Source organism: Streptomyces sp. MGP-BFMKR1 (assembly GCF_057766585.1).
Genome location: NZ_CM173408.1, coordinates 4,785,308 through 4,805,166 on the forward strand (window position 1 = coordinate 4,785,308; position 19,859 = coordinate 4,805,166).

The 19,859-nt window shown below is 74.1% G+C and carries 17 protein-coding genes; 11 read left to right on the top strand and 6 right to left on the bottom strand.

What is annotated here, in order from left to right; genetic code table 11:
* Positions 1-100: 100 nt before the first annotated feature.
* Positions 101-721, bottom strand: a complete 621-nt coding sequence (gene wrbA, locus AC3CHW_RS18665) for an NAD(P)H:quinone oxidoreductase (protein WP_398608066.1) — start codon at positions 719-721, stop codon at positions 101-103.
* A 328-nt stretch (positions 722-1,049) separates the two neighbouring features.
* On the bottom strand, positions 1,050-1,664 hold the full coding sequence (locus AC3CHW_RS18670) for a nucleotidyltransferase domain-containing protein (protein WP_488467207.1): 615 nt from the start codon (positions 1,662-1,664) through the stop codon (positions 1,050-1,052).
* A gap of 205 nt (positions 1,665-1,869) precedes the next feature.
* Here AC3CHW_RS18670 and hemC point away from each other — a divergent pair, with 205 nt between their 5' ends.
* On the top strand, positions 1,870-2,805 hold the full coding sequence (gene hemC, locus AC3CHW_RS18675; RefSeq protein WP_488467208.1) for a hydroxymethylbilane synthase: 936 nt from the start codon (positions 1,870-1,872) through the stop codon (positions 2,803-2,805).
* A gap of 277 nt (positions 2,806-3,082) precedes the next feature.
* Here the strand turns inward: hemC and AC3CHW_RS18680 are convergent, their stop codons facing one another.
* Entirely contained in the window at positions 3,083-3,763 is a 681-nt protein-coding gene (locus tag AC3CHW_RS18680; protein ID WP_488467209.1) for a type III effector protein, read from the bottom strand.
* A gap of 162 nt (positions 3,764-3,925) precedes the next feature.
* Here AC3CHW_RS18680 and AC3CHW_RS18685 point away from each other — a divergent pair, with 162 nt between their 5' ends.
* Together AC3CHW_RS18685 and AC3CHW_RS18690 are read left to right on the top strand one after the other, a co-directional pair.
* Entirely contained in the window at positions 3,926-4,360 is a 435-nt protein-coding gene (locus AC3CHW_RS18685; RefSeq protein ID WP_398608062.1) for an Hsp20/alpha crystallin family protein, read from the top strand.
* Between the two features lie 295 nt (positions 4,361-4,655).
* Positions 4,656-5,090, top strand: coding sequence for a DUF2267 domain-containing protein (locus tag AC3CHW_RS18690; RefSeq protein WP_398608061.1), 435 nt, complete (start codon positions 4,656-4,658; stop codon positions 5,088-5,090).
* A 180-nt stretch (positions 5,091-5,270) separates the two neighbouring features.
* Here the strand turns inward: AC3CHW_RS18690 and leuE are convergent, their stop codons facing one another.
* On the bottom strand, positions 5,271-6,044 hold the full coding sequence (gene leuE / locus AC3CHW_RS18695; RefSeq protein WP_488467210.1) for a leucine efflux protein LeuE: 774 nt from the start codon (positions 6,042-6,044) through the stop codon (positions 5,271-5,273).
* A 122-nt stretch (positions 6,045-6,166) separates the two neighbouring features.
* Between leuE and AC3CHW_RS18700 the strand changes: the two genes are divergently transcribed.
* Positions 6,167-6,949, top strand: a complete 783-nt coding sequence (locus tag AC3CHW_RS18700) for a MerR family transcriptional regulator (RefSeq protein ID WP_488467211.1) — start codon at positions 6,167-6,169, stop codon at positions 6,947-6,949.
* Between the two features lie 110 nt (positions 6,950-7,059).
* On the opposite strand, the gene AC3CHW_RS18705 is transcribed toward AC3CHW_RS18700, so the two are convergent.
* Positions 7,060-7,428, bottom strand: a complete 369-nt coding sequence (locus AC3CHW_RS18705) for a YbjQ family protein (protein ID WP_488467212.1) — start codon at positions 7,426-7,428, stop codon at positions 7,060-7,062.
* Between the two features lie 238 nt (positions 7,429-7,666).
* Here AC3CHW_RS18705 and AC3CHW_RS18710 point away from each other — a divergent pair, with 238 nt between their 5' ends.
* Both AC3CHW_RS18710 and AC3CHW_RS18715 read left to right on the top strand, forming a co-directional pair.
* Positions 7,667-9,226, top strand: coding sequence for a DedA family protein (locus AC3CHW_RS18710; RefSeq protein WP_488467213.1), 1,560 nt, complete (start codon positions 7,667-7,669; stop codon positions 9,224-9,226).
* Positions 9,227-9,676: 450 nt separating this feature from the next.
* The gene (locus tag AC3CHW_RS18715) at positions 9,677-11,398 is read left to right on the top strand and encodes a threonine/serine exporter family protein (protein ID WP_398608056.1); all 1,722 of its coding nucleotides are present in this window, start codon (positions 9,677-9,679) and stop codon (positions 11,396-11,398) included.
* Positions 11,399-11,636: 238 nt separating this feature from the next.
* Here AC3CHW_RS18715 and AC3CHW_RS18720 read toward each other — a convergent pair whose 3' ends face one another.
* Positions 11,637-12,134 (bottom strand): inorganic diphosphatase, encoded by a 498-nt coding sequence (locus AC3CHW_RS18720; RefSeq protein WP_176166200.1) that lies wholly within the window; start codon positions 12,132-12,134, stop codon positions 11,637-11,639.
* A gap of 86 nt (positions 12,135-12,220) precedes the next feature.
* On the opposite strand from AC3CHW_RS18720, the gene dacB reads away from it, so the two are divergent.
* The 5 genes from dacB (at position 12,221) to ftsH (ending at position 19,757) form a co-directional block, all read left to right on the top strand.
* Entirely contained in the window at positions 12,221-13,879 is a 1,659-nt protein-coding gene (gene dacB, locus AC3CHW_RS18725) for a D-alanyl-D-alanine carboxypeptidase/D-alanyl-D-alanine endopeptidase (protein WP_488467214.1), read from the top strand.
* Between the two features lie 267 nt (positions 13,880-14,146).
* Entirely contained in the window at positions 14,147-15,286 is a 1,140-nt protein-coding gene (locus tag AC3CHW_RS18730) for a zinc-dependent metalloprotease (protein WP_381160689.1), read from the top strand.
* Between the two features lie 181 nt (positions 15,287-15,467).
* A complete protein-coding gene (gene tilS, locus AC3CHW_RS18735; protein ID WP_488467215.1) occupies positions 15,468-16,895 on the top strand; it encodes a tRNA lysidine(34) synthetase TilS in 1,428 nt (475 codons plus the stop codon).
* Positions 16,896-16,954: 59 nt separating this feature from the next.
* Positions 16,955-17,494, top strand: a complete 540-nt coding sequence (hpt, locus tag AC3CHW_RS18740; RefSeq protein WP_176166198.1) for a hypoxanthine phosphoribosyltransferase — start codon at positions 16,955-16,957, stop codon at positions 17,492-17,494.
* Between the two features lie 235 nt (positions 17,495-17,729).
* A complete protein-coding gene (ftsH, locus tag AC3CHW_RS18745; RefSeq protein WP_187063281.1) occupies positions 17,730-19,757 on the top strand; it encodes an ATP-dependent zinc metalloprotease FtsH in 2,028 nt (675 codons plus the stop codon).
* Positions 19,758-19,859: the final 102 nt, after the last annotated feature.

Consider the following 19,859-nt stretch of genomic DNA (forward strand, 5'->3'; position numbering starts at 1 on the left):
GGCCGGGCCCGGGCCTTGACCTGGGCCCGGCCGCGCGGTCGGGCTGTGCCGGGTGGGCCGCGCCCCCCCCGGGCGGCTCGGGGCGGCGGCGCCGGTCGGGTCAGGCGGCGAGGCCCCGCTTGATCGCCCGGGTGAAGCGGACCACGCGCTCGGCCTGGACGCGGGCCGCCGTGCGGGCGTTGTCGTCGATGGGCGTCTCCGGGCCGCCGACGTGCGAGGTGCCGTACGGGTTGCCGTCCACGAACTTCGACGGGTCGGTGTAGCCGGGGGCGACCAGGATGCCGCCGAAGTGGTGAATGGTGTTGTAGAGCGCGAGCAGCGTGGACTCCTGGCCGCCGTGCGTGGTGGCCGACGAGGTGAAGCCGCTGTAGACCTTGTCGGCCAGCTTGCCCTGCTGCCACAGGCCGCCGAGCGTGTCGATGAACTGCTTGAGCTGCGACGTGACGTTGCCGTACCGGGTGGGCGAGCCGAAGATCACCGCGTCCGCCCAGATCATGTCGTCGCCGGTGGCCTCGGGGATGTCGGCGGTCGCGTCCGCGTGCGCGGCCCACGCCGGGTTGGACTCGACGGCCGCGCGCGGGGCCAGTTCGGCCGCCCGGCGCAGCCGCACCTCGGCGCCCGCCCGCTCCGCGCTGTCGGCGATCTCCTTCGCGAGCGCGTGGACCGTGCCGGTCGACGAGTAGTAGATGACGGCGACGTTCACGGATGCGGGTGTGCTCATGACGCGATGCTCCCTCGGGTCTGCTCTCCCTTGCCGCGAGTAGACAATACGGGCATATCGCTGCACGGGCCCGCTGCTGCGCGCGATGGGCGACATGTGGCGGGCGTACGGCTGACGCGCGCTGGGCGTACGGCTCAGGCGCGCCGGGCGTACGGCCCACGCGCGGGGCGGGGTGGGCCCGCTTGTGGGGCTCGCGTACGGCCGCGTCGGGCCCGCTTGTGGGGCTCGCGTACGGCCGCGCCGGGCTCGCTTGTGGCGGGCGTCCGTCGCGCCCGCCGCCGCGACGCCGACCCGTCGCGCCTCCCGCCGTGTCGTCGCCAGGTCGTCGCTAGGTCGCCGCCAGGCGGGCGCGCCACGGGTGGGCCGGTCGGGTGCGGGCGATGGCGCGGGAGAGCCACGCCCGTTGGGGCGGGGTCAGGTGGGGCAGTGCGGCGGCGAAGTCCCGCTCGTCCTTGGGGCGCGGCGCGGCGGCCTTGTAGTAGAGCTGCGCCTCGGGGGTGAGGTACGGGACGCCGGTCGGCGTGCGGCGGCCGAGCGCTGCCAGCGGCAGCCGCACCCCGGGATCGCGCCGGGAGATCCACGTAGCGCCGACCGCCTCGTCGATCATGAGCTGAACGCGCCAGGGCTCCGCTGGCCCCGGACGGCACCAGACGTCGTGGACCGGGGCGGGCAGGAGTTCGCCCGGCGCCCAGCGGCGCAGCGTGCCCGGCGGGTCGGCGGCCCACCACTCCCAGCCGGCCAGCGCGCGCTGCGCCGCGAGCTGGTCCCGACGCAGCAGCAGGACGTCGATGTCGGCGTGGTCCCGGACGGCGCGCCCGGCCGCCAGCTCGATGGCGTACCCGCCGGCGATCCACCACGGCGTCGGCACGCCGGCGAACCGGCGCGCGACCTCCGCCGGCGTCTCCGGCTCCCACGGCCCCCACGGGGTCTCGGTCCGCACCATGGCCCCATCCTCGCGCGCGAGGACGGACCTGGACCCGGGCCCGGATGCGGGACTCGGTGCGGGCTGATCCCGGCGGGCGGGGCCGAGCCTCGCGCGGAGCCGGCCCGCGCGGGCGTGCGCCCCCTGCCGGCTGGGGCGAAGCCGCCGGGGCCGGCCGGGGCGGCGCGGGGCGGCGCGCGGCCGGTGACGGCCTATCGTGGATGACATGGCCGACGCTGAGCTGATCCGCATCGTTTCCCGCTCCTCGCCCATGGCACTGGCCCAAGTGGAGCGGGTACGCGCGGAGTTGGGCGCGCTGCGGCCCGACATCCGGACCACGGTGGTGCCGGTCACGACCTCCGGCGACCGATGGCTGGGCGACCTCGCCAAGCTCGGCGGCAAGGGGGCGTTCACCAAGGAGGTGGACGCGGCGCTGCTGGCGGGCGAGGCCGATCTGGCGGTGCACTGCGTCAAGGACGTGCCGGCCGACCGGCCGCTGCCCGCGGGCACGGTCTTCGCCGCGTACCTCAAGCGCGACGACATCCGGGATGCGCTGGTGCACCCGGACGGGCTGGCCCTGGACCAGTTGCCGGCCGGCGCCCGGATCGGCACCTCGTCGGTGCGCCGGGTCGCCCAACTCGCCGTCTCGCACCCGCACCTGACCTGCGTACCGATGCGGGGCAACGCCAACCGGCGGCTGGAGAAGCTGGCCGCCGGCGACGCGGACGCGCTGCTCCTCGCCGTCTCGGGGCTGGCCCGCATCGGCCGCCCGGAGCTGGCCAGCGAGGTGCTGTCGGTCGAGACGATGTGCCCGCCGATCGGCGCCGGCGTGCTCGGCCTCCAGTGCCGGGAGGACGACGGCGCGACGATCGAGGCCGTGGCCGGCCTCGGCGACGCCGACGCCTGGCGCGAGACCACCGCCGAGCGGATGCTCCTGCACGTCCTCCAGGGCCACTGCAACTCCCCGATCGCGGGGTACGCCAGGGCCGAGCGGGACGGGCGGCTCTCGCTGCGCGCCCGGGTCTTCACGCCGGACGGCAAGACCGTGCTCGACGCCCACGAATGGGCCGGCCCGCTCGACCCCGCGACGCTCGGCACCTCGGTGGCCGTGGCCCTGCTTCGGCAGGGCGCGCGCGAGCTGATCGACTCCATCCCGCACTGAGCCGCACCCGTGCCGGGTGGGCACCGCGCCTCGCCCGGTCGACGCGCCCCCGCCGCCGGCCGCGGCCCCGGACGCCCGACGCAGCCCGACGTACCGCCGTCGCCCGACGTGACCCGACGCCCGACGCATCCCGACGTACCGCCGTCGTCCGACGTACCGCCGTCGTCCGACACACCGCCGTCGTCCGACGCGCCCCGGACGTCTGGCGGGCCCCGGATACCTGGCGTACCCCGGCGCCCGTCACGCACCGGGCGGACCGGGCGGCCGGCTCCGGCGGTCAGTCGGCGGGTCTGCCGCCCTCGCTGCGGAGCCGGTCGGTGTGGTGGGTGATGGCGTCGATGCGGGCCGCGAGGTCGGGGTGGTCGGCCTTGAGGTGCGGGTGGGCGTCGGTGAGCGGTGTGATCAGGTTGGCGGCGTCGTTGTCGCCGAGGGCGTCGGCGATCCGGGACTGCGGGGCGCGCGCCGGGCTGGGCAGATCGGTGAGGGCGGTGATCTGGCCCGCTAGTTGGCGCAGTTCCGCGGCGTTGGTACGGGCCCAGGCGGTGACGGAGCGGTCGGCGGCCCGACCCTCGCGGGTGGCCCGCACCCGCTGCTCGCCGGTGGTGCCGGGGGAGCCGGGGCGTACCCGCAGGTAGCGGCGTTCGGCGGCCTGGCGGCTGGCCACGCCCAGCGGGTGGGCGAGGTCCGCCCAGCTCGACCCCGCGGCGCGGGCCGTCTCGATCAGGGCGGACTCCCATCCGGCGAGCTGTTCGCGCAGCTCGCGCAGGAGCAGGAGCGCGGCCAGCGCCTGGTCGGCGCTGGCCTGGCCGTGCTCGCGCGCCGTCCCGTCGTCGGTGGGTGTGTCGCGCTGGGCGGTGCGGACGGCTTCGTTGATCGTGTCCAGCGCCGCCGCGGCGGCGAAGAACGAGGGCGGATCGCCGGGCGCGGCGGGCTCGCGTGGTGCGGAAGGAGGGGTCACGGGAGTCCTCTCGCTGAGCGTCTCACTGGGTGTCGCGGAAAGGGACGCCGTCGGCGTCATCGGATGGACGACACTCCGCTTGTCATCGTTTGGATGACATGTTACAACGGTGTCAGCCGAAGCGCACTGGCAGTTCGTCCCAGTCCTGGAGGTGTTTCCTCGATGCTGATGCGCACTGACCCCTTCCGTGAACTCGACCGACTGGCCCAGCAGTTCGCCGGCGTCTCGGGCACCTGGTCCCGGCCCTCGTCCATGCCGATGGACGCCTACGTCGAGGGCGAGACGTACGTGATCGTCTTCGACCTGCCCGGTGTCGCCAAGGACGCCATCGAGATCGACGTCGAGCGCAACATGCTGACGGTCAAGGCCGAGCGCCGCCCCGCCGTGCAGGCGGACAACGTGCGGATGGAGCTGTCCGAGCGGCCCCTCGGCGTCTTCTCGCGCCAGTTGGTGCTGGCCGACACGCTGGACACCGACCACATCTCGGCGGAGTACGAGGCGGGCGTGCTGACCCTGCGGATTCCGATCGCCGAGCGCGCCAAGCGGCGCCGGATCGAGATCGGCGGGGCGAGCGAGAACAAGGAGCTGAGCGGCTGAGTCCGCCCCCGTGCCGAGCGCGCGGGACCCGCGCCCGCCTCCCGGGGCCGGGCGCCTCCCGCGCGGCACGAACCCGTCGCGGTCGTCGGTCGGGGCCGCGTCCTCGCGGCCCCGCACCCCGCGCGGCACGCCTCGCGCGGCACGTCCCGCGCGGTCGCGCGGAGATTCCCCCTTCGCAGTTCCCCTTCGTAGATCCCCCTTCGTAGTTCCCTTTCACCTCAGCGAGGGCCGGCCGGCGCTTGCCCGGTCGGCCCTCGCGCAGTGCGACGCCACACGACGAGAAAGGCGACCCCTCATGCTTTCGCTGCGTGAACCGGCCAGTGCCCCCACCGGCATGACGTTTCACCAGATGCTGGAGAAGATCCGTTACGAAGGTGCGTACCCCACCCGGGAGCGGGCCGAGGACGTGACGCGGGCGGTGCTCGCGGCCCTGGGGCGCCAGCTCACCGGCGACGAACGCGTCGACCTCGCCGCCTGCCTCCCCACCGAGGCCGCCACCGTCCTCACCGACGAGATCCCCGCCCTCAAGCCGCTGACCGGCTGGGCGTTCGTCAAGGACCTGTCCACGCGTACGGGGGGCACGCTGGCCACCACCCGTTGGGACGCCGGGGCCGTCCTCTCCGTCGTCGGCCAGGTGGCCGGCCCGATCCTCCTGGACCGCATCCTCGCGCAGCTTCCGTCCGGGTACGCGCTGCTGTTCGGCCGGGCCGAGCTGACCCAGTCCGCCTGACCCGCGCCGCGTCCCACGCCGCCTCCCGCACCGGCCGCGCCGACCGGGCCCCCGCCCGACTCGGCCGACCGGGCGGGGCGGGGCGGATGACGCGGGGCGAGCGGTACGGGGCGGGCGATACGGGGGCGAGGGCCCGTCATCGGCCCACCGGCCCACCGGCCCGCCGGCCCGCCGGCCGCGCTACCCGGCGCTGGCCAGCGAGAGCTTGACGGCGAAGCCGAGGAAGGCGGCGCCCGCGCCGGCCGACAGGCCGGCGGTCAGCCGCTTGCGGCGGCGGAAGGTCGCCGCGAGGAACGTGCCGCTGAAGATCAGGATCGACAGGTAGGTGATGCTGAACAACTGCGCCCAGGCGCCGAGCGCGACGAACGACAGCACCGGGTGCGGGTAGTCGGGGTCGACGAACTGCACGAAGAACGAGATGAAGAACAGGATCGCCTTGGGGTTGAGCAGGCTCACCACGAGCGCCCGCCGAAACGGCCGCTCGCCGGAGGCCCGGGCCTTCACCGCCGCCCCCTGCCCGGCCGTCCCGCCGGCGGCCTCCGTGGCGTCGGTGGAGAGCGCGGTGGCGGCGCCCCCGTCCGCGCCGCGCGCCGCGGCGGCACCCCCGTCCGCGCCGCGCGCCGCGTCCGCGAGGTCGGCCCGCTCCGCGCGCCGGTGCCACAGCGCCCAGGCACCGCGCAGCATCCCGATCGCCAGCCAGGTCAGATAGCCCGCTCCCGCGAACTTCACGATCGTGAACGCCACCGGGCTGGCCTTCAGCAGCGAGGCGACGCCGCCCGCCGACAGCACCATGAGCACGGTGTCGCCGCACAGCACGCCGCCGGCCGCCTGGTACGCGACGCGCGGGCCGCGGCGGGCGGCGACGGAGACCACGTAGAGCGAGTTCGGGCCCGGCAGCAGAATGATCAGCGCGAGGCCCGCGAGGTAGGTCGGAAGGTCCGTTATCCCCAGCATGGAGCGCAGGATGCCATCCGGCCCGACCCGCGCCCAAGCCCTTTCCGCCATGCGGGCTTGCACCTCACGCGGCGTGAGGACGCACCGTGGACGGCGTACCGAGAAACCGGAAGGGCGGGGTGATGGGCTACACCGTGGGACAGGTCGCCGGGTTCGCCGGGGTGACGGTGCGCACGCTGCACCACTACGACGAGATCGGGCTGCTCGCGCCGAGCGCCCGCAGCCGGGCGGGCCACCGCCGCTACGCCGACGCCGATCTCGACCGGCTCCAGCGCATCCTGTTCTACCGCGAGCTCGGCTTCCCGCTCGATCAGGTGGCGGCCCTGTTGGACGACCCGGACGCCGACCCGCGGGCCCACCTGCGGCGCCAGCACGGTCTGCTGACCGCCCGGGTCGACCGGCTCCAGGCCATGGTCGCCGCCGTCGAACGCGCCATGGAGGCGAGAACACTGGGCATCGACCTGACCCCCGAGGAGAAGTTCGAGGTCTTCGGGGACCACGACCCCGACGCGCACGCGGCGGAGGTGGAGCGCCGCTGGGGCCAGACGGAGGCGTACGCGCAGTCGCGGCGCAGGACCGCCGCGTACACCAAGGAGGACTGGCTGCGGATCAAGGAGGAGGAGGCGGACTGGGAGCGGCGCGCCGTCGCCGTGCTGCGCGCCGGGCAACCGGCCGGGTCCCCGGCCGCGATGGACCTGGCGGAGGAGCACCGGCAGCGGATCAGCCGCTGGTACTACGACTGTTCGTACGGGACGCACACCGCGCTGGGCGAGATGTACGTCATGGACCCGCGGTTCACCGCCACCTACGAGGCCGTCGCCCCGGGGCTCGCCCGCTACCTGCGGGACGCCATCGTGGCCAACGCGGAGCGGCACGGCGGCGAGGGCGGGCGCGAGGGCGCCTAGCCGCGCGCCGGGGCAGGTGCGGGCGGGCGCGGCGGCCAGTCCAGGGGCCCGGTCGGTGTCGGCCGGGCCCCGCCGGGCGGCAGCGCGTCCGGCGGGGCGGGGGCGGGCCGTCAGACCCTGGGCGTGAGCACGACCGCGGTGCCGTACGCGCAGACCTCCGTGCCCACGTCGGAGCCGGACGCCACGTCGAAGCGCATCATCAGGACCGCGTTCGCGCCGCGCGCCCGGGCCTGCTCGACCAGCCGCTCCATCGCCTCGTTGCGGGTCTCGACCAGTGTCTTGGTCAGCCCCTTCAGCTCGCCGCCGACCATGGACTTCAGGCCGGCGCCGATCTGGCTGCCCAGGTGGCGGGAGCGGACCGTGAGCCCGAAGACCTCGCCGATGACCCGCTGGACGTCGTGGCCCGGTACGTCGTTCGTCGTCACGACCAGGACGTCGGAGTGCTCCTGCTGGCCGCCGCCGTACTCTTCGATGCCCATGCGCCTACTTTCTGTGAGGTGCGCGCCGGTTGGGGCGCGTGAGGTGCGGGTTTCCCGTCCGCGTGAGATGACGCACGCGGGGCGCTCCGGGTTGGCCGGCCTGGAACCGGTACTCGGCGTCTGGCGTTGATAGTTTTGGGCCGACTATCCGAACCCAGCCGCACTCAGTTCCGCTCCTCCGACCGCGGCCGGGCACCACGCGTCGCCTGCACCCCCTGATCCAGGAGCCTCGTCACCCGTGACCACTCTCGCGCTCGGCCCCAGTTGGCTGGACCCGGACCACCTGATCGACCAGTTCGGCATCTACGGCGTGCTCGCCATCGTCTTCGCCGAGTCGGGCCTGCTCATCGGCTTCTTCCTGCCGGGTGACTCGCTCCTGTTCACCACCGGCCTCTTCGTCACCACAGACATGATCGACATGAACCTGTGGCTCGTCTGCCTCCTGGTGGTGGTCGCGGCCGTCGCCGGCGACCAGGCCGGCTATCTCTTCGGCCGCAAGGTGGGACCCGCGCTCTTCAAACGACCGGACTCCAAGCTCTTCAAACAGGAGAACGTCGAGAAGGCGCACGACTTCTTCGAGAAGTACGGGCCCAAGTCGCTGGTCCTGGCCCGCTTCGTGCCGATCGTGCGGACCTTCACGCCGATCATCGCGGGCGTGAGCCGGATGAACTACCGCTCGTTCATCACGTTCAACATCATCGGCGGCGTGCTGTGGGGCGCGGGCGTCACGCTGCTCGGCGCGGCGCTCGGCAAGGTCAAATGGGTGCACTCCAACATCGAGGCGATGCTCATCGGCATCGTGCTGCTCTCGGTGCTGCCGATCATCATCGAGGTGCTGCGCGCCCGCAGCCAGAACAAGAAGGCCGCCGCGGCCGACGGCGGCGCCACGGCGTCCAGGGCCGCCGCGCCCTCCACCACCGAGGCCGCCGGCGACACGCCCCAGACCCCCGGTGAGCCGATCGGCGGCGGCCCCTCGGGCCCTGGCCTCGGCGGCCCCGGCGGCGCCCGCGCCGACGTGTTCGGCCAGCCCGGCGGCGCCACCCCGCAGCAGGGCCAGCGCCCGCACCAGGGCCAGCAGCAGCACCCGGGCCAGCAGCACCCGCGGCAGTACCAGGGCCAGCCGGGCCAGCAGCAGGCCCAGCAGCAGCGGCCCGGGCAGTCGGGGCAGGGTCACCCGGGCGGGCCGGCCCAGCAGGGTTACCCGCAGCACTCGGGCCAGCGGCCCGCGCCGGCCCAGCACAACCCCGGTGTTGGCTACCAGACCCCACGGGCCCAGGGCGGCTACCCGGCCGGCCACGGCCAGCAGCCCCAGCCCGGCCCCGGCTACCAGGGCCAAGGCCAGGGCCAGCCGGCACCGCACATCCACCAGCCCCAGCAGGGCTACCAGGGCCAACAGGGTCACCAGGCCCAGCCGGGTTACCCGGACCAGGTGGTGCCGCAGGGTGACTACCAGGGGGCGTACGAGCCGCGACAGGGGTACGGCCAGCAGCCGGACCATGGCGCTCAGCCCGGCTACGGGGCGCACCCGGGCCAGGCCGCGCAGCCGACGCCCGGCGGCGGCCAGGCGCAGGGGTACGGCGCCGGCGCGGCGGCCTACGACCCGGCCCACGACCAGCGGTCCTACCAGCCCGACGGCGCGCACCCCGCGCAGGACCCGTACGCCGGGCAGGGCGGTCGGGACCCGCACGACCCGTACGCCGGACAGAGCGGCCACGGCGCGCAGGGCCCGTACGACCCGCAGGACCCGCCCGGTCCGCAGGACCCGCCCGGCTCGTACGGGCGTCACGCGCGGCGCTGAACCCACGCGTTCCCACGGCCCCCGGGGCGGTGCTCCGGGGGCCGACGCATGGGCGGCGGCGGGTGGCCTGGACCCGCCCTCGCCGTGCGCCACGGCCCGCCCCGGCGGGCGGCGCTCGTGCGTCCGCGCGGGGCGGCGAGCGGGCGCGGCCGGCCGCCCCCTAGCGGGTCGACCACCCCCCAGTGCTGGCGCGGCCGGGCGCGTTGAGGCTGCTGAGGGGCGCGGGCGGGGCAACCATCATCACAGCGCGCGGCGCCGTCACCGCGCGTCGGCACCGTCACGGAGCGTGCCCGTACCGCCACCCGCGCCGACGGGGGCGGGTGACGCGGGCCGACGCGGGAAGACGTTGCACACTGGGTGCCCCGGGCCGATGATCAGGCGTCGGCGAGGGTACGGAAGGCGGGCGAGGAGAGAGGGCACGTGGCGTCACAGTCGCAAAGCAGGTCGGGCATGGGTGACATAGACGAGGCGGGGGAGCACAAGCCTCAGTCGGATGAGGCGCACAGCGCGTTCACGCCGCCGCTCGGTCTGCCGATGCCCTCCCACCCGACCGAGGACGAGCACCCGACGTCGGAGTTCGCCCTACCGAGCGGGTTGCCGCCGGAGGTGGTGGAGGGGCCGAACGAGGCCGAGGGCTCGGCGTTCGTGCCACCCGGTTCGGCCGACCAGCCCACCGGCGGGCCGATCGGCAGCACCGCCTCCGGGCACGGCACGCCGCGCGGCGCCCCGCGTGGCCCGGCGTTCACGCCCCCGCACGGCATCCCCGTCATCCGGCTGACCAAGGAGACGCCCTGGCAGGACCGGATGCGCACGATGCTGCGCATGCCGGTGGGCGAGCGCCCGGCGCCCGAGCGGGTCGAGAAGCACGAGGAGTCCGTGCACGCCGTCCCCCGCGTGCTCGACATCACGCTGCGGATCGGCGAGATCCTGCTCGCCGGCGGCGAGGGCGCCGAGGACGTCGAGGCGGCCATGTTCGGCGTGGCCCACGCGTACGGCCTCGAACGCTGCGAGCCGACCGTCACCTTCACGCTGCTGTCCATCTCGTACCAGCCCTCGCTGGTGGACGACCCGATCACGGCCAGCCGGACCGTGCGGCGCAGAGCGGTGGACTACACGCGGCTCGCGGCGGTCTTCCGGCTCGTCGACGACATCACCTCGCAGGACGACTTCACCACCGAGGAGGCGTACCGGCGCCTCGCCGAGATACGCCGTAACCGGCACCCGTACCCCGGCTGGGCGCTGACCGTGGCCTCCGGCGCGCTGGCGGGCGCGGCGAGCCTGCTGGTCGGCGGCGGCTGGCTGGTGTTCGTCGCGGCGGCGCTGGGCGCGATGCTCGGCGACCGGTTGGCCTGGCTGGCGTCCGGGCGCGGGCTGCCGGAGTTCTACCAGTTCGTGGCGGCGGCGATGCCGCCGGGCGCCATAGGCGTCGCGCTCAGCCTGGCCCACGCCAACGTGCAGGGCTCGGCCGTGATCACCGGTGGGCTGTTCGCGCTGATCCCCGGGCGAGCGCTGGTCGCCGGCGTCCAGGACGGCCTGACCGGCTACTACATCACCGCCGCCGCGCGCCTGCTCGAGGTGATGTACCTGATCGTCGGCATCGTCGTGGGGGTGCTCACGGTGCTGTACGTGGGCCTGCGGCTGGGCGCCAACTTCAACCCGGAGGCGGCGCTGCGCGGCGACGAACGGCCCGTCGTACAGCTCTTCTCGGCCATGCTGCTGGCCCTGGCGTTCTGCGTACTGCTCCAGCAGGAACGTTCCACGGTGCTGTTCGCGACGCTCAACGGCGGCGTGGCCTGGCTGGTCTACGGCTCGATGCACGACGTGGCCGGCATCCCCGCGGTGGCCTCCACCGCCGCCGCCGCCGGCCTGGTCGGCCTCTTCGGCCAGTTGCTGTCCCGCTACCGGTACGCGTCGGCGCTGCCGTACGTCACGGCCGCGATCGGGCCGCTGCTGCCAGGTAGCGCGACGTACTTCGGGCTGCTCGCGCTGGCCCAGAAGAACATGGACTCCGGCATCGCCTCGCTCACCCGCGCGGCCTCGCTGGCGCTGGCCATCGCCATCGGAGTGAACCTCGGCAACGAGATCGCCCGCCTCTTCCTGCGGGCGCCGGTGCCCGGCACGGACGTGGGCGGCCCGCTGCGCCGCGCGGCCAAGCGGACGCGGGGCTTCTAGCCCGGACGTGGCCGCGCCCGTACGACCTCGGGCTCCGGCGGGTGGCCGCCGTCCCGGCCGGCGGCCGGGCGCCAGCGGGGGCCGGGCGCCGCCGGGCCGGCCCGGCACGCCGATGGGCGGAACCCGGCTCGGGTCCCGCCCATCGGCGCTGTGCTGGCTCAGTGCGCTGCCCGGCCAGGCCGGGCAGCGCGGGCGCCGGAGCCGCGCCGGCCAGCGCGGCGCCTGGCGCGCCGGAGCGTCAGTGGTGGGCGCCGCCGGACGCCTCAAGGCGCTTGATGGACGCCTCGACCTCGGCCTCGGCCTCGGCACGCCCCACCCAGTTGGCGCCCTCGACGGACTTGCCGGGCTCCAGGTCCTTGTACACCTCGAAGAAGTGCTGGATCTCCAGGCGGTCGAACTCGGAGACGTGGTGGATGTCGCGCAGGTGCTCCACGCGCGGGTCGGACGCGGGAACACAGAGCAGCTTGTCGTCGCCGCCGGCCTCGTCCGTCATCCGGAACATGCCGATCGCGCGGCACTTGATCAGACAACCGGGAAAGGTCGGCTCGTCGAGGATGACCAGCGCGTCCAGCGGGTCACCGTCCTCGCCAAGGGTGTTCTCCACGAATCCGTAGTCGGCCGGGTAACTGGTCGAGGTGAAGAGTCGACGGTCGAGGCGAATGCGACCCGTCTCGTGGTCCACCTCGTACTTGTTCCGCGAACCCTTCGGGATCTCGATGGTGACGTCGAACTCCACGGGTGGCTCCTCCATGATCAGCACATAGTTCGGGTGGTTAAGTGTCCCTCACGCAGGTGTGTGGTTGCGAAAGGGGCTGCTCGAAGATGCCTGACGAGGCCAGATGGCGGTTGAGCGGGTGGTTTGACCCGTGGCGGGCGGCCACCGTGGAGCAGCGTCGAACGGGTCTGCTCGCGGCGGGTTCCGCCGTGGTCGGCCTCGCGGTCGCGGCGACCTGCGTGGTCGCGGCCGGTCCCTGGGACTCCGGCCAGCGTACGGCCGAGCGCCAGCGGGCCGCCTCCGGAGCGCACCCGGGCGACGACGGCCGGCCCGGCCCGGACCCGGCCCGGGCGCCCGGCGCGTCCCCCGTACTCGCCCCGCTCGGCGCGCCCCTCGCGTCCCCGAACCCGGACACCGGCGAGCGGTCCGTCCCGGTGCCCACCGGGCCGGGCCTCGCCGACGCCCTCGAACCGCTGCTGCGGGACGACGCGCTCGGGCCGCTGCGCGCGGGCGCGGTGGTGGACGTGGCGACCGGGCGGCAGCTCTACGGGGCCAAGGCGGGCACCGGCGCCATCCCCGCCTCCACCATCAAGATCGCCACCGGCGTGGCCGCGCTCTCCGCCCTCGGCCCCGGCCACCGCCTGACCACCCGCGTCACCGCCGCCCCGAACGCCCCGGGCCGCATCGTCCTGGTCGGCGGCGGCGACCCGACCCTCACCGCCCGGGCCACCCGAGGCCCCGACGGATCGCACCCCGCCAGCCTGCGCCAGTTGGCCGACCAGACCGCCCGCGCGCTGCGCGCCCGCGGCGAGCACACGGTCCGGCTCGACTACGACACCTCGCTGTACACCGGCACCAGCCGGCACCCGATCCTGCCGAACGAGAACCTCGCCCCCGTCACGGCGCTCATGGTGGACGAGGGCCGCCGCGACGACTCCGACCGCGGCCCCGCCGACCGGGTGAAGGACCCCGCGGCCGAGGCGGCCCGCGCCTTCGCCAGGCTGCTCCGCGACCGCGGCGTCAAGGTCACCGGCGACCCCCGCCCCACCGGCGCCAGCGACAAGGGCGATGGCAAGGACGCCAAGGGCGGCGACAAGGGCGGCGCCGAGGACGGCAAGGGCAGCAAGGACGGCAAGGGCGGCGCCGAGGACGGCAAGGGCGGCGAGGGGGGCACGCCGCGCGGGGGCGGCGCCGACGGGCCCGGGCGGACGCTGGCCAGCGTCCGTTCCCAGCCGCTGTCATCGCTGGTCGAGCGCATGCTGACGTACAGCGACAACGACATCGCCGAGGCCCTGACCCGGCACACCGCCCGCGCCACCGGGCACCCGGCCAGCTTCGCCGGCGGGCGCGCCGCGGTCACCGCCCGGCTCAAGCGGCTCGGCCTGCCCGTGGCCGGCGCCCACCTCGCCGACGGCAGCGGCCTGGACCGCGCCGACAAGGTCTCGGCCGGGCTGCTGGCCCAGCTCCTGGCGCGGGCGGCCGGCCCGGACCAGCCCGCACTGCGCCCCGTGCTCACCGGGCTGCCCGTCGCGGGCTTCACCGGGACGCTGCGCGACCGGTACGGGGAGGAGTCCGTCGGCCGGGGCGTCGTACGGGCCAAGACCGGCACCCTGTTCGGGGTCAACACCCTGGCCGGGACGGTCGTGGACGCCGACGGCCGGCTGCTGACCTTCGCCTTCCTCACCAACGGCAGCACCGACCCGGCCGCGGCCCAGCGCGTGCTCGACCGGCTGGCCTCGGCGGTGGCCAACTGCGGCTGCCGCTGAGCCAGCCCACCGCCGACCCACCCCGCCGCTGACCCACCCCGCCGCCGAGCCCGCACACCGCCGTCCTGCTCCGCCGCCGCCCCGACCCGCCGCCGCCCCGACCCGCCGCCGACGCGCCGGCCGCTCCCGGCGCGGGTCGGCCGGGCCGGGCGGGCGGTCGGGGCGCAGGCCACGCGGGGTGTCGGGGCCGGCCGCCGGGATGTCCGCCAGCCGAGCGGAAACATCGTTCGCTACCCCACATCGGGGAGGCCCACGTACCGTGAAGCCATGACGAGCATCGGTGGTGTCGAGATGGTCGACTGGAATCTCGCGGTGGCGACCGCCATCCGGTTCGCGCGGTCGGGTCCCGAGGTGAGCCAGGACGAGGCGCGGGCGGCGGTCCAGGAACTGCGCCGGCACGCCAAGGCGTCGGAGGAGCACGTGCGCGCGTTCACCCGGATGGCGCCGGCCGGCGGTGAGTTCGCGGACACGCCGGTGCTGGTCGTGGACCGGGCCGGCTGGGTGCGGGCGAACGTCGCCGGGTTCCGCGCCGTGCTCGGGCCGCTGCTCGACAAGATGCAGAGCCGCCGCTCCGCCACGCCGGGCGGGGCCGTGCTCGGCGCCGTCGGCGGCAAGGTGACCGGCGTCGAGCTGGGCATGCTGCTCTCGTTCCTCTCCTCCCGGGTGCTCGGCCAGTACGAGACGTTCGCGCCGGCCAGCCGCGACCTGCCGGGCGGCACCGGCGGTGGCCAGTTGCTGCTCGTCGCGCCCAACATCGTGCACGTCGAGCGGGAGCTGGACGTGGACCCGCACGACTTCCGGCTGTGGGTGTGCCTGCACGAGGAGACGCACCGCACCCAGTTCACGGCCGTGCCCTGGCTGCGCGACCACCTGGAGTCCGAGATCCAGGCGTTCCTCGGCGAGACCGACGTCGACCCGGCCACCCTCCTGGAGCGGCTGCGCGAGGCCGCCCAGTCGCTGACCGGAAACCGCCCCGAGCACCCCGACGGGGGCCCGGTCGAGCGCGGCGGGCGCAGCATCGTGGAGCTGGTGCAGACCCCGACCCAGCGCGAGATCCTGGCCCGGCTGACGGCCGTGATGTCGCTGCTCGAAGGGCACGCGGACTTCGTCATGGACGGCGTGGGGCCGTCCGTCGTGCCCTCCGTCGCGGAGATCAGGGAGAAGTTCCAGAAGCGCCGGGCCAGCGGCGCCGGCCGGCTCGACCAGGCGCTGCGCAAGCTGCTCGGCTTGGACGCGAAGCTGCGGCAGTACCGGGACGGGGAGCGGTTCGTGCGGGCCGTGGTGGGCGAGGTCGGCATGGACGGCTTCAACCGCGTCTGGACGTCCCCGAACACCCTCCCGACCAAGGCCGAGATCCACAAACCGGCGGACTGGGTCGCGAGGGTGCACCGTAAGGCAGAGTCGTAGGGCACGCACGCCAGGAGGCAGGTGAACGACCACTTCATCACTCGTCTGAGGGACCCTCGGCAACGGGTAGGCGTGCGATGCTCGGGTAACAGCTCGGCTCTGTCACCATCTACATACTTAGCGTGACTGGAGCCTCATCTGGCTCCCGAGGCACCCCCCGATTGAAAGATGGGAAACGGACATGGGTCCCCATCCAGCGGTCGCCGCGATACGCCTGGCGGTTCGCCGCGTACTCCAAGACGTCCTCGCCGACATCAACTCCCCCTCCTCCCCCTCATCCCCCTCCCTCTCGTCCCCCGCGGCACCGCCCGCTCCCGCGGCGCCCGCGGCTCCCCCCTCTCCCCCCGCCGCCCGTGGCCCCGAGACCGCCCGCGCCGCCGCCCGCGGTGTCGTTCCCGCGCCCGGCGGCTCCCCGCTGGACGCCGCGGCCGACCCGCGCCCGCTGATCCTCGTCGCGTGCTCCGGCGGCGCCGACTCCATGGCGCTCGCCTCCGCCCTCGCCTTCGAGGCCCCGAAGCTGGGGCTGCGGGCCGGCGGCATCACCATCGACCACGGGCTGCAACCGGGCTCCGACGCGCGCGCCGCCGAGGTCTGCGAGCGGCTGCGCGCGCTGCGCCTGGACCCCGTCGAGTCCATCGCCGTGGCCGTCGGCCGCGACGGCGGCCCCGAGGCAGCCGCCCGCGACGCCCGGTACGGGGCGCTCGACCACGCCGCCGAGCGGTACGGCGCCCGCGCCGTCCTGCTCGGCCACACCCGCGACGACCAGGCGGAAACGGTGCTGCTCGGGCTCGCCCGCGGCTCGGGCACCCGCTCGCTGTCCGGCATGGCCGTCGTCTCCGGCGAGGGCGGGCGCTACCGCCGCCCGTTCCTGCACCTCGACCGGCAGACCGCCCGCCGGGCGTGCCTGGCCCAGTCGCTGCCGGTGTGGGACGACCCGCACAACGCCGACCCGGCGTTCACCCGCTCCCGGGTGCGCCACGAGGCGCTGCCCATGCTGGAGAAGGCGCTCGGCAAGGGCGTCGTCGAGGCCCTGGCCCGCACGGCGAAGCTCTCCCGCGACGACGCGGACGCCCTGGACGCCTGGGCCGCCGAGGCGGAGGCCGTCGCGCGCGCCGCCCGCCCCGTCCCCAAGGACCGCGCGACGGTCCCCACCCGCCCCACCGCCCCCTCCCACCCGACCCCCCGCCCCACGTCCGCGCCCCCCGGCGCCCGCGCCGCCGTACGCCCCACCGCCGACGCCCCCGCCGGCGGACCGTCCCCCGCGCCACCCGCCGCCGGGGCCTCCCCCGCCGCCGGAGCGTCCCCCGCCCCCGCCGCGGGCTCCGTCGGCTCCCTCACCCGCTCCCGGCCGAGCGCCGCCGCGGAGCCCTGTGACGTCATCGATTCGCTCGACACCGCCGCGCTGCGCGACCTGCCGGCCGCCGTGCGCCGCAGGGTGCTCCGCCGGGTGGCCATCGCAGCCGGCTCACCTGCGGGTTCGCTCTTCGCCCGGCACATCGAAGAGGTGGACCGACTGATCACCAGTTGGCACGGTCAGCGCGCCATCAACCTGCCCGGCCGCATCGAGGTGCTCAGGCAGGGTGGCAGACTGGTCATCCGGCAGGGCTGATTCGCCCGAGCCTGGTAAGCGTGAACCAAGCGAGAGTGGCGCGGGTGGACGACAAGGACATGGGCACCGACCTCCAGTCGGTGCTCATCACCAAGGAAGAGATCGACGCGAAGCTGGCCGAGCTGGCGGCCAAGATCGACGCGGAGTACCAGGGCAAGGACCTGTTGATCGTCGGCGTCCTCAAGGGCGCCGTGATGGTCATGGCCGACCTGGCGCGGGCCCTTTCCACCCCCGTCACGATGGACTGGATGGCGGTGTCCTCGTACGGCGCCGGCACCCAGTCCTCCGGGGTGGTGCGCATCCTCAAGGACCTGGACACCGACATCGCCGGCCGTGACGTGCTGATCGTCGAGGACATCATCGACTCCGGCCTGACGCTGTCCTGGCTGCTGTCGAACCTGGGCTCGCGCAACCCGGCCTCGCTCAACGTCGTCACCCTGCTGCGCAAGCCGGAGGCGGCCAAGGTCGACATCGACGTGAAGTGGATCGGCTTCGACATCCCCAACGAGTTCGTCGTGGGATATGGCCTCGACTACGCGGAGAAGTACCGCAACCTGCCTTTCGTGGGCACTTTGGCACCGCACGTCTACGGCGGTTGAGCGGTCGGCCCCCGGCCCCGGGCCGCGGCGGGAACCGGTCACCGTTTCCCGCCGTTGAAGCAGGGGAAGGCCATTTCGTTAACCGCCCGTGGCGGCGCCTGGTGACGATGCTGGGGTACCGTCCGAAGGTCAGTCTTTTCAGACCGAGTAAAACACCGCACGCACAAGCAGCTCTCGCGAGAGGGTTCCGTGCCTCACTGTGGCAGGAGGGACGGGGCGATTCCGCCCCGTATGGATGGACGTGAAGCGCTACTTCCGTGGGCCGGTCATGTGGATCGTGCTGGCCGTCCTCGCCGTGGTCGTGTTGATGCAGGTCGTCGGTTCGTCCGGCGGCTACAAGTCGGTGGACACCAGCGAGGTCGTCAATGCGATCGACAAGAACCGAGTCAAATCCGCAGAGCTGACGACCGGCGACGAGCACAAGATCAAGATCCAGCTGAAGGACGGCGAGGACGAGATCTCGGGCAGCCGGAAGCTGCAGGCCAACTACATCGGCGACCAGGGCGTCCGGATCGCCACGACGCTTCAGGCCAACGCCGAGAAGGACCAGATCCCCGACGGGTACACGGTCTCCCAGTCGAAGCAGAACCCGTTCATCGGCATCCTGCTGTCGCTGCTTCCCTTCGTGCTGATCGTCGTCGTCTTCCTGTTCCTGATGAACCAGATGCAGGGCGGCGGCTCCCGGGTCATGAACTTCGGGAAGTCCAAGGCCAAGCTGATCACCAAGGACACCCCGAAGACGACGTTCTCCGACGTCGCCGGGTCCGACGAGGCGGTCGAGGAACTCCACGAGATCAAGGAGTTCCTGCAGGAGCCCGCGAAGTTCCAGGCCGTCGGCGCCAAGATCCCCAAGGGTGTGCTGCTGTACGGCCCCCCCGGTACCGGCAAGACGCTCCTCGCGCGCGCCGTCGCCGGTGAGGCGGGCGTGCCGTTCTACTCGATCTCCGGTTCCGACTTCGTCGAGATGTTCGTCGGCGTCGGCGCCTCCCGCGTCCGTGACCTGTTCGAGCAGGCCAAGGCGAACGCCCCGGCGATCGTCTTCGTGGACGAGATCGACGCCGTGGGCCGGCACCGCGGCGCCGGCATGGGCGGTGGCCACGACGAGCGCGAGCAGACGCTGAACCAGCTCCTCGTGGAGATGGACGGCTTCGACGTCAAGGGCGGCGTCATCCTGATCGCCGCGACCAACCGGCCCGACATCCTCGACCCCGCGCTGCTGCGCCCCGGCCGCTTCGACCGGCAGATCGCCGTGGACCGGCCGGACATGCAGGGCCGCCTGGAGATCCTCAAGGTTCACCAGAAGGGCAAGCCGGTCGCCCCGGACGTCGACCTGCAGGCCGTCGCCCGTCGCACCCCCGGCTTCACCGGCGCCGACCTGTCGAACGTGTTGAACGAGGCGGCGCTGCTGACCGCCCGTAGCAACAAGAAGCTGCTCGACAACCACGCCCTGGACGAGGCCATCGACCGCGTCGTGGCCGGCCCGCAGAAGCGGACCCGGATCATGAGCGAGAAGGAGAAGAAGACCACCGCGTACCACGAGGGCGGACACGCCCTGGTCGCGGCGGCGTCGCCGAACAGCGACCCGGTGCACAAGGTCACCATCCTCTCCCGTGGCCGCGCCCTCGGATACACGATGGTGCTGCCGGAGGACGACAAGTACTCCACCTCGCGCAACGAGATGCTCGACCAGCTCGCGTACATGATGGGTGGGCGTGCGGCGGAGGAGCTGGTCTTCCACGACCCGACCACCGGCGCGTCCGACGACATCGACAAGGCGACCCGCACCGCCCGCGCCATGGTCACGCAGTACGGCATGACCGAGCGGCTCGGCGCGATCAAGTTCGGCTCCGACAACTCCGAGCCGTTCCTCGGCCGCGACATGTCGCACCAGCGTGACTACTCGGAAGAGGTCGCCGCGCTGGTCGACGAAGAGGTCAAGAAGCTCATCGAGAACGCGCACAACGAGGCGTGGGAGATCCTGGTCGAGAACCGGGACGTGCTCGACAACCTCGTGCTCGCCCTCCTTGAGAAGGAGACCCTGAACAAGGAGGAGCTGGCGGAGATCTTCTCCACGGTCGTCAAGCGCCCGCTGCGTCCGGCCTGGACCGGCTCCTCGCGGCGTACGCCGTCGACCCGGCCGCCGGTGCTTTCGCCCCGCGAGCTGGCCCCGGCCAACGGCTCGGCCTCCGCGACCCTGGCCAAGGGCGGCACGCCCGAGGACACGGCGGAACTCCAGGACGAGCCGCCGCGCGGCGACGCCTGATCCACCGGATCGGCCGCCCGGGCGATGCCCGTGGCGGTCGGGTCCGGGAGCCGGCGCCAGGCTCCCGGACCGGGTGGCGTTCGTCACGATGACGGACGGCGC

What these genes read in the sequence shown, in the direction of transcription:
- ftsH (WP_187063281.1), top strand. Translation starts at nt 17,730, where the DNA reads ATGGACGTGAAGCGCTACTTCCGTGGGCCGGTCATGTGGATCGTGCTG.
- AC3CHW_RS18715 (WP_398608056.1), top strand. Translation starts at nt 9,677, where the DNA reads ATGGGTGACATAGACGAGGCGGGGGAGCACAAGCCTCAGTCGGATGAG.
- AC3CHW_RS18705 (WP_488467212.1), bottom strand. Translation starts at nt 7,428, where the DNA reads ATGGGCATCGAAGAGTACGGCGGCGGCCAGCAGGAGCACTCCGACGTC.
- AC3CHW_RS18730 (WP_381160689.1), top strand. Translation starts at nt 14,147, where the DNA reads ATGACGAGCATCGGTGGTGTCGAGATGGTCGACTGGAATCTCGCGGTG.
- AC3CHW_RS18685 (WP_398608062.1), top strand. Translation starts at nt 3,926, where the DNA reads ATGCTGATGCGCACTGACCCCTTCCGTGAACTCGACCGACTGGCCCAG.
- hemC (WP_488467208.1), top strand. Translation starts at nt 1,870, where the DNA reads ATGGCCGACGCTGAGCTGATCCGCATCGTTTCCCGCTCCTCGCCCATG.
- AC3CHW_RS18700 (WP_488467211.1), top strand. Translation starts at nt 6,167, where the DNA reads ATGGGCTACACCGTGGGACAGGTCGCCGGGTTCGCCGGGGTGACGGTG.
- wrbA (WP_398608066.1), bottom strand. Translation starts at nt 721, where the DNA reads ATGAGCACACCCGCATCCGTGAACGTCGCCGTCATCTACTACTCGTCG.
- AC3CHW_RS18690 (WP_398608061.1), top strand. Translation starts at nt 4,656, where the DNA reads ATGCTTTCGCTGCGTGAACCGGCCAGTGCCCCCACCGGCATGACGTTT.
- tilS (WP_488467215.1), top strand. Translation starts at nt 15,468, where the DNA reads ATGGGTCCCCATCCAGCGGTCGCCGCGATACGCCTGGCGGTTCGCCGC.
- leuE (WP_488467210.1), bottom strand. Translation starts at nt 6,044, where the DNA reads ATGCTGGGGATAACGGACCTTCCGACCTACCTCGCGGGCCTCGCGCTG.
- dacB (WP_488467214.1), top strand. Translation starts at nt 12,221, where the DNA reads ATGCCTGACGAGGCCAGATGGCGGTTGAGCGGGTGGTTTGACCCGTGG.
- AC3CHW_RS18670 (WP_488467207.1), bottom strand. Translation starts at nt 1,664, where the DNA reads ATGGTGCGGACCGAGACCCCGTGGGGGCCGTGGGAGCCGGAGACGCCG.
- hpt (WP_176166198.1), top strand. Translation starts at nt 16,955, where the DNA reads ATGGGCACCGACCTCCAGTCGGTGCTCATCACCAAGGAAGAGATCGAC.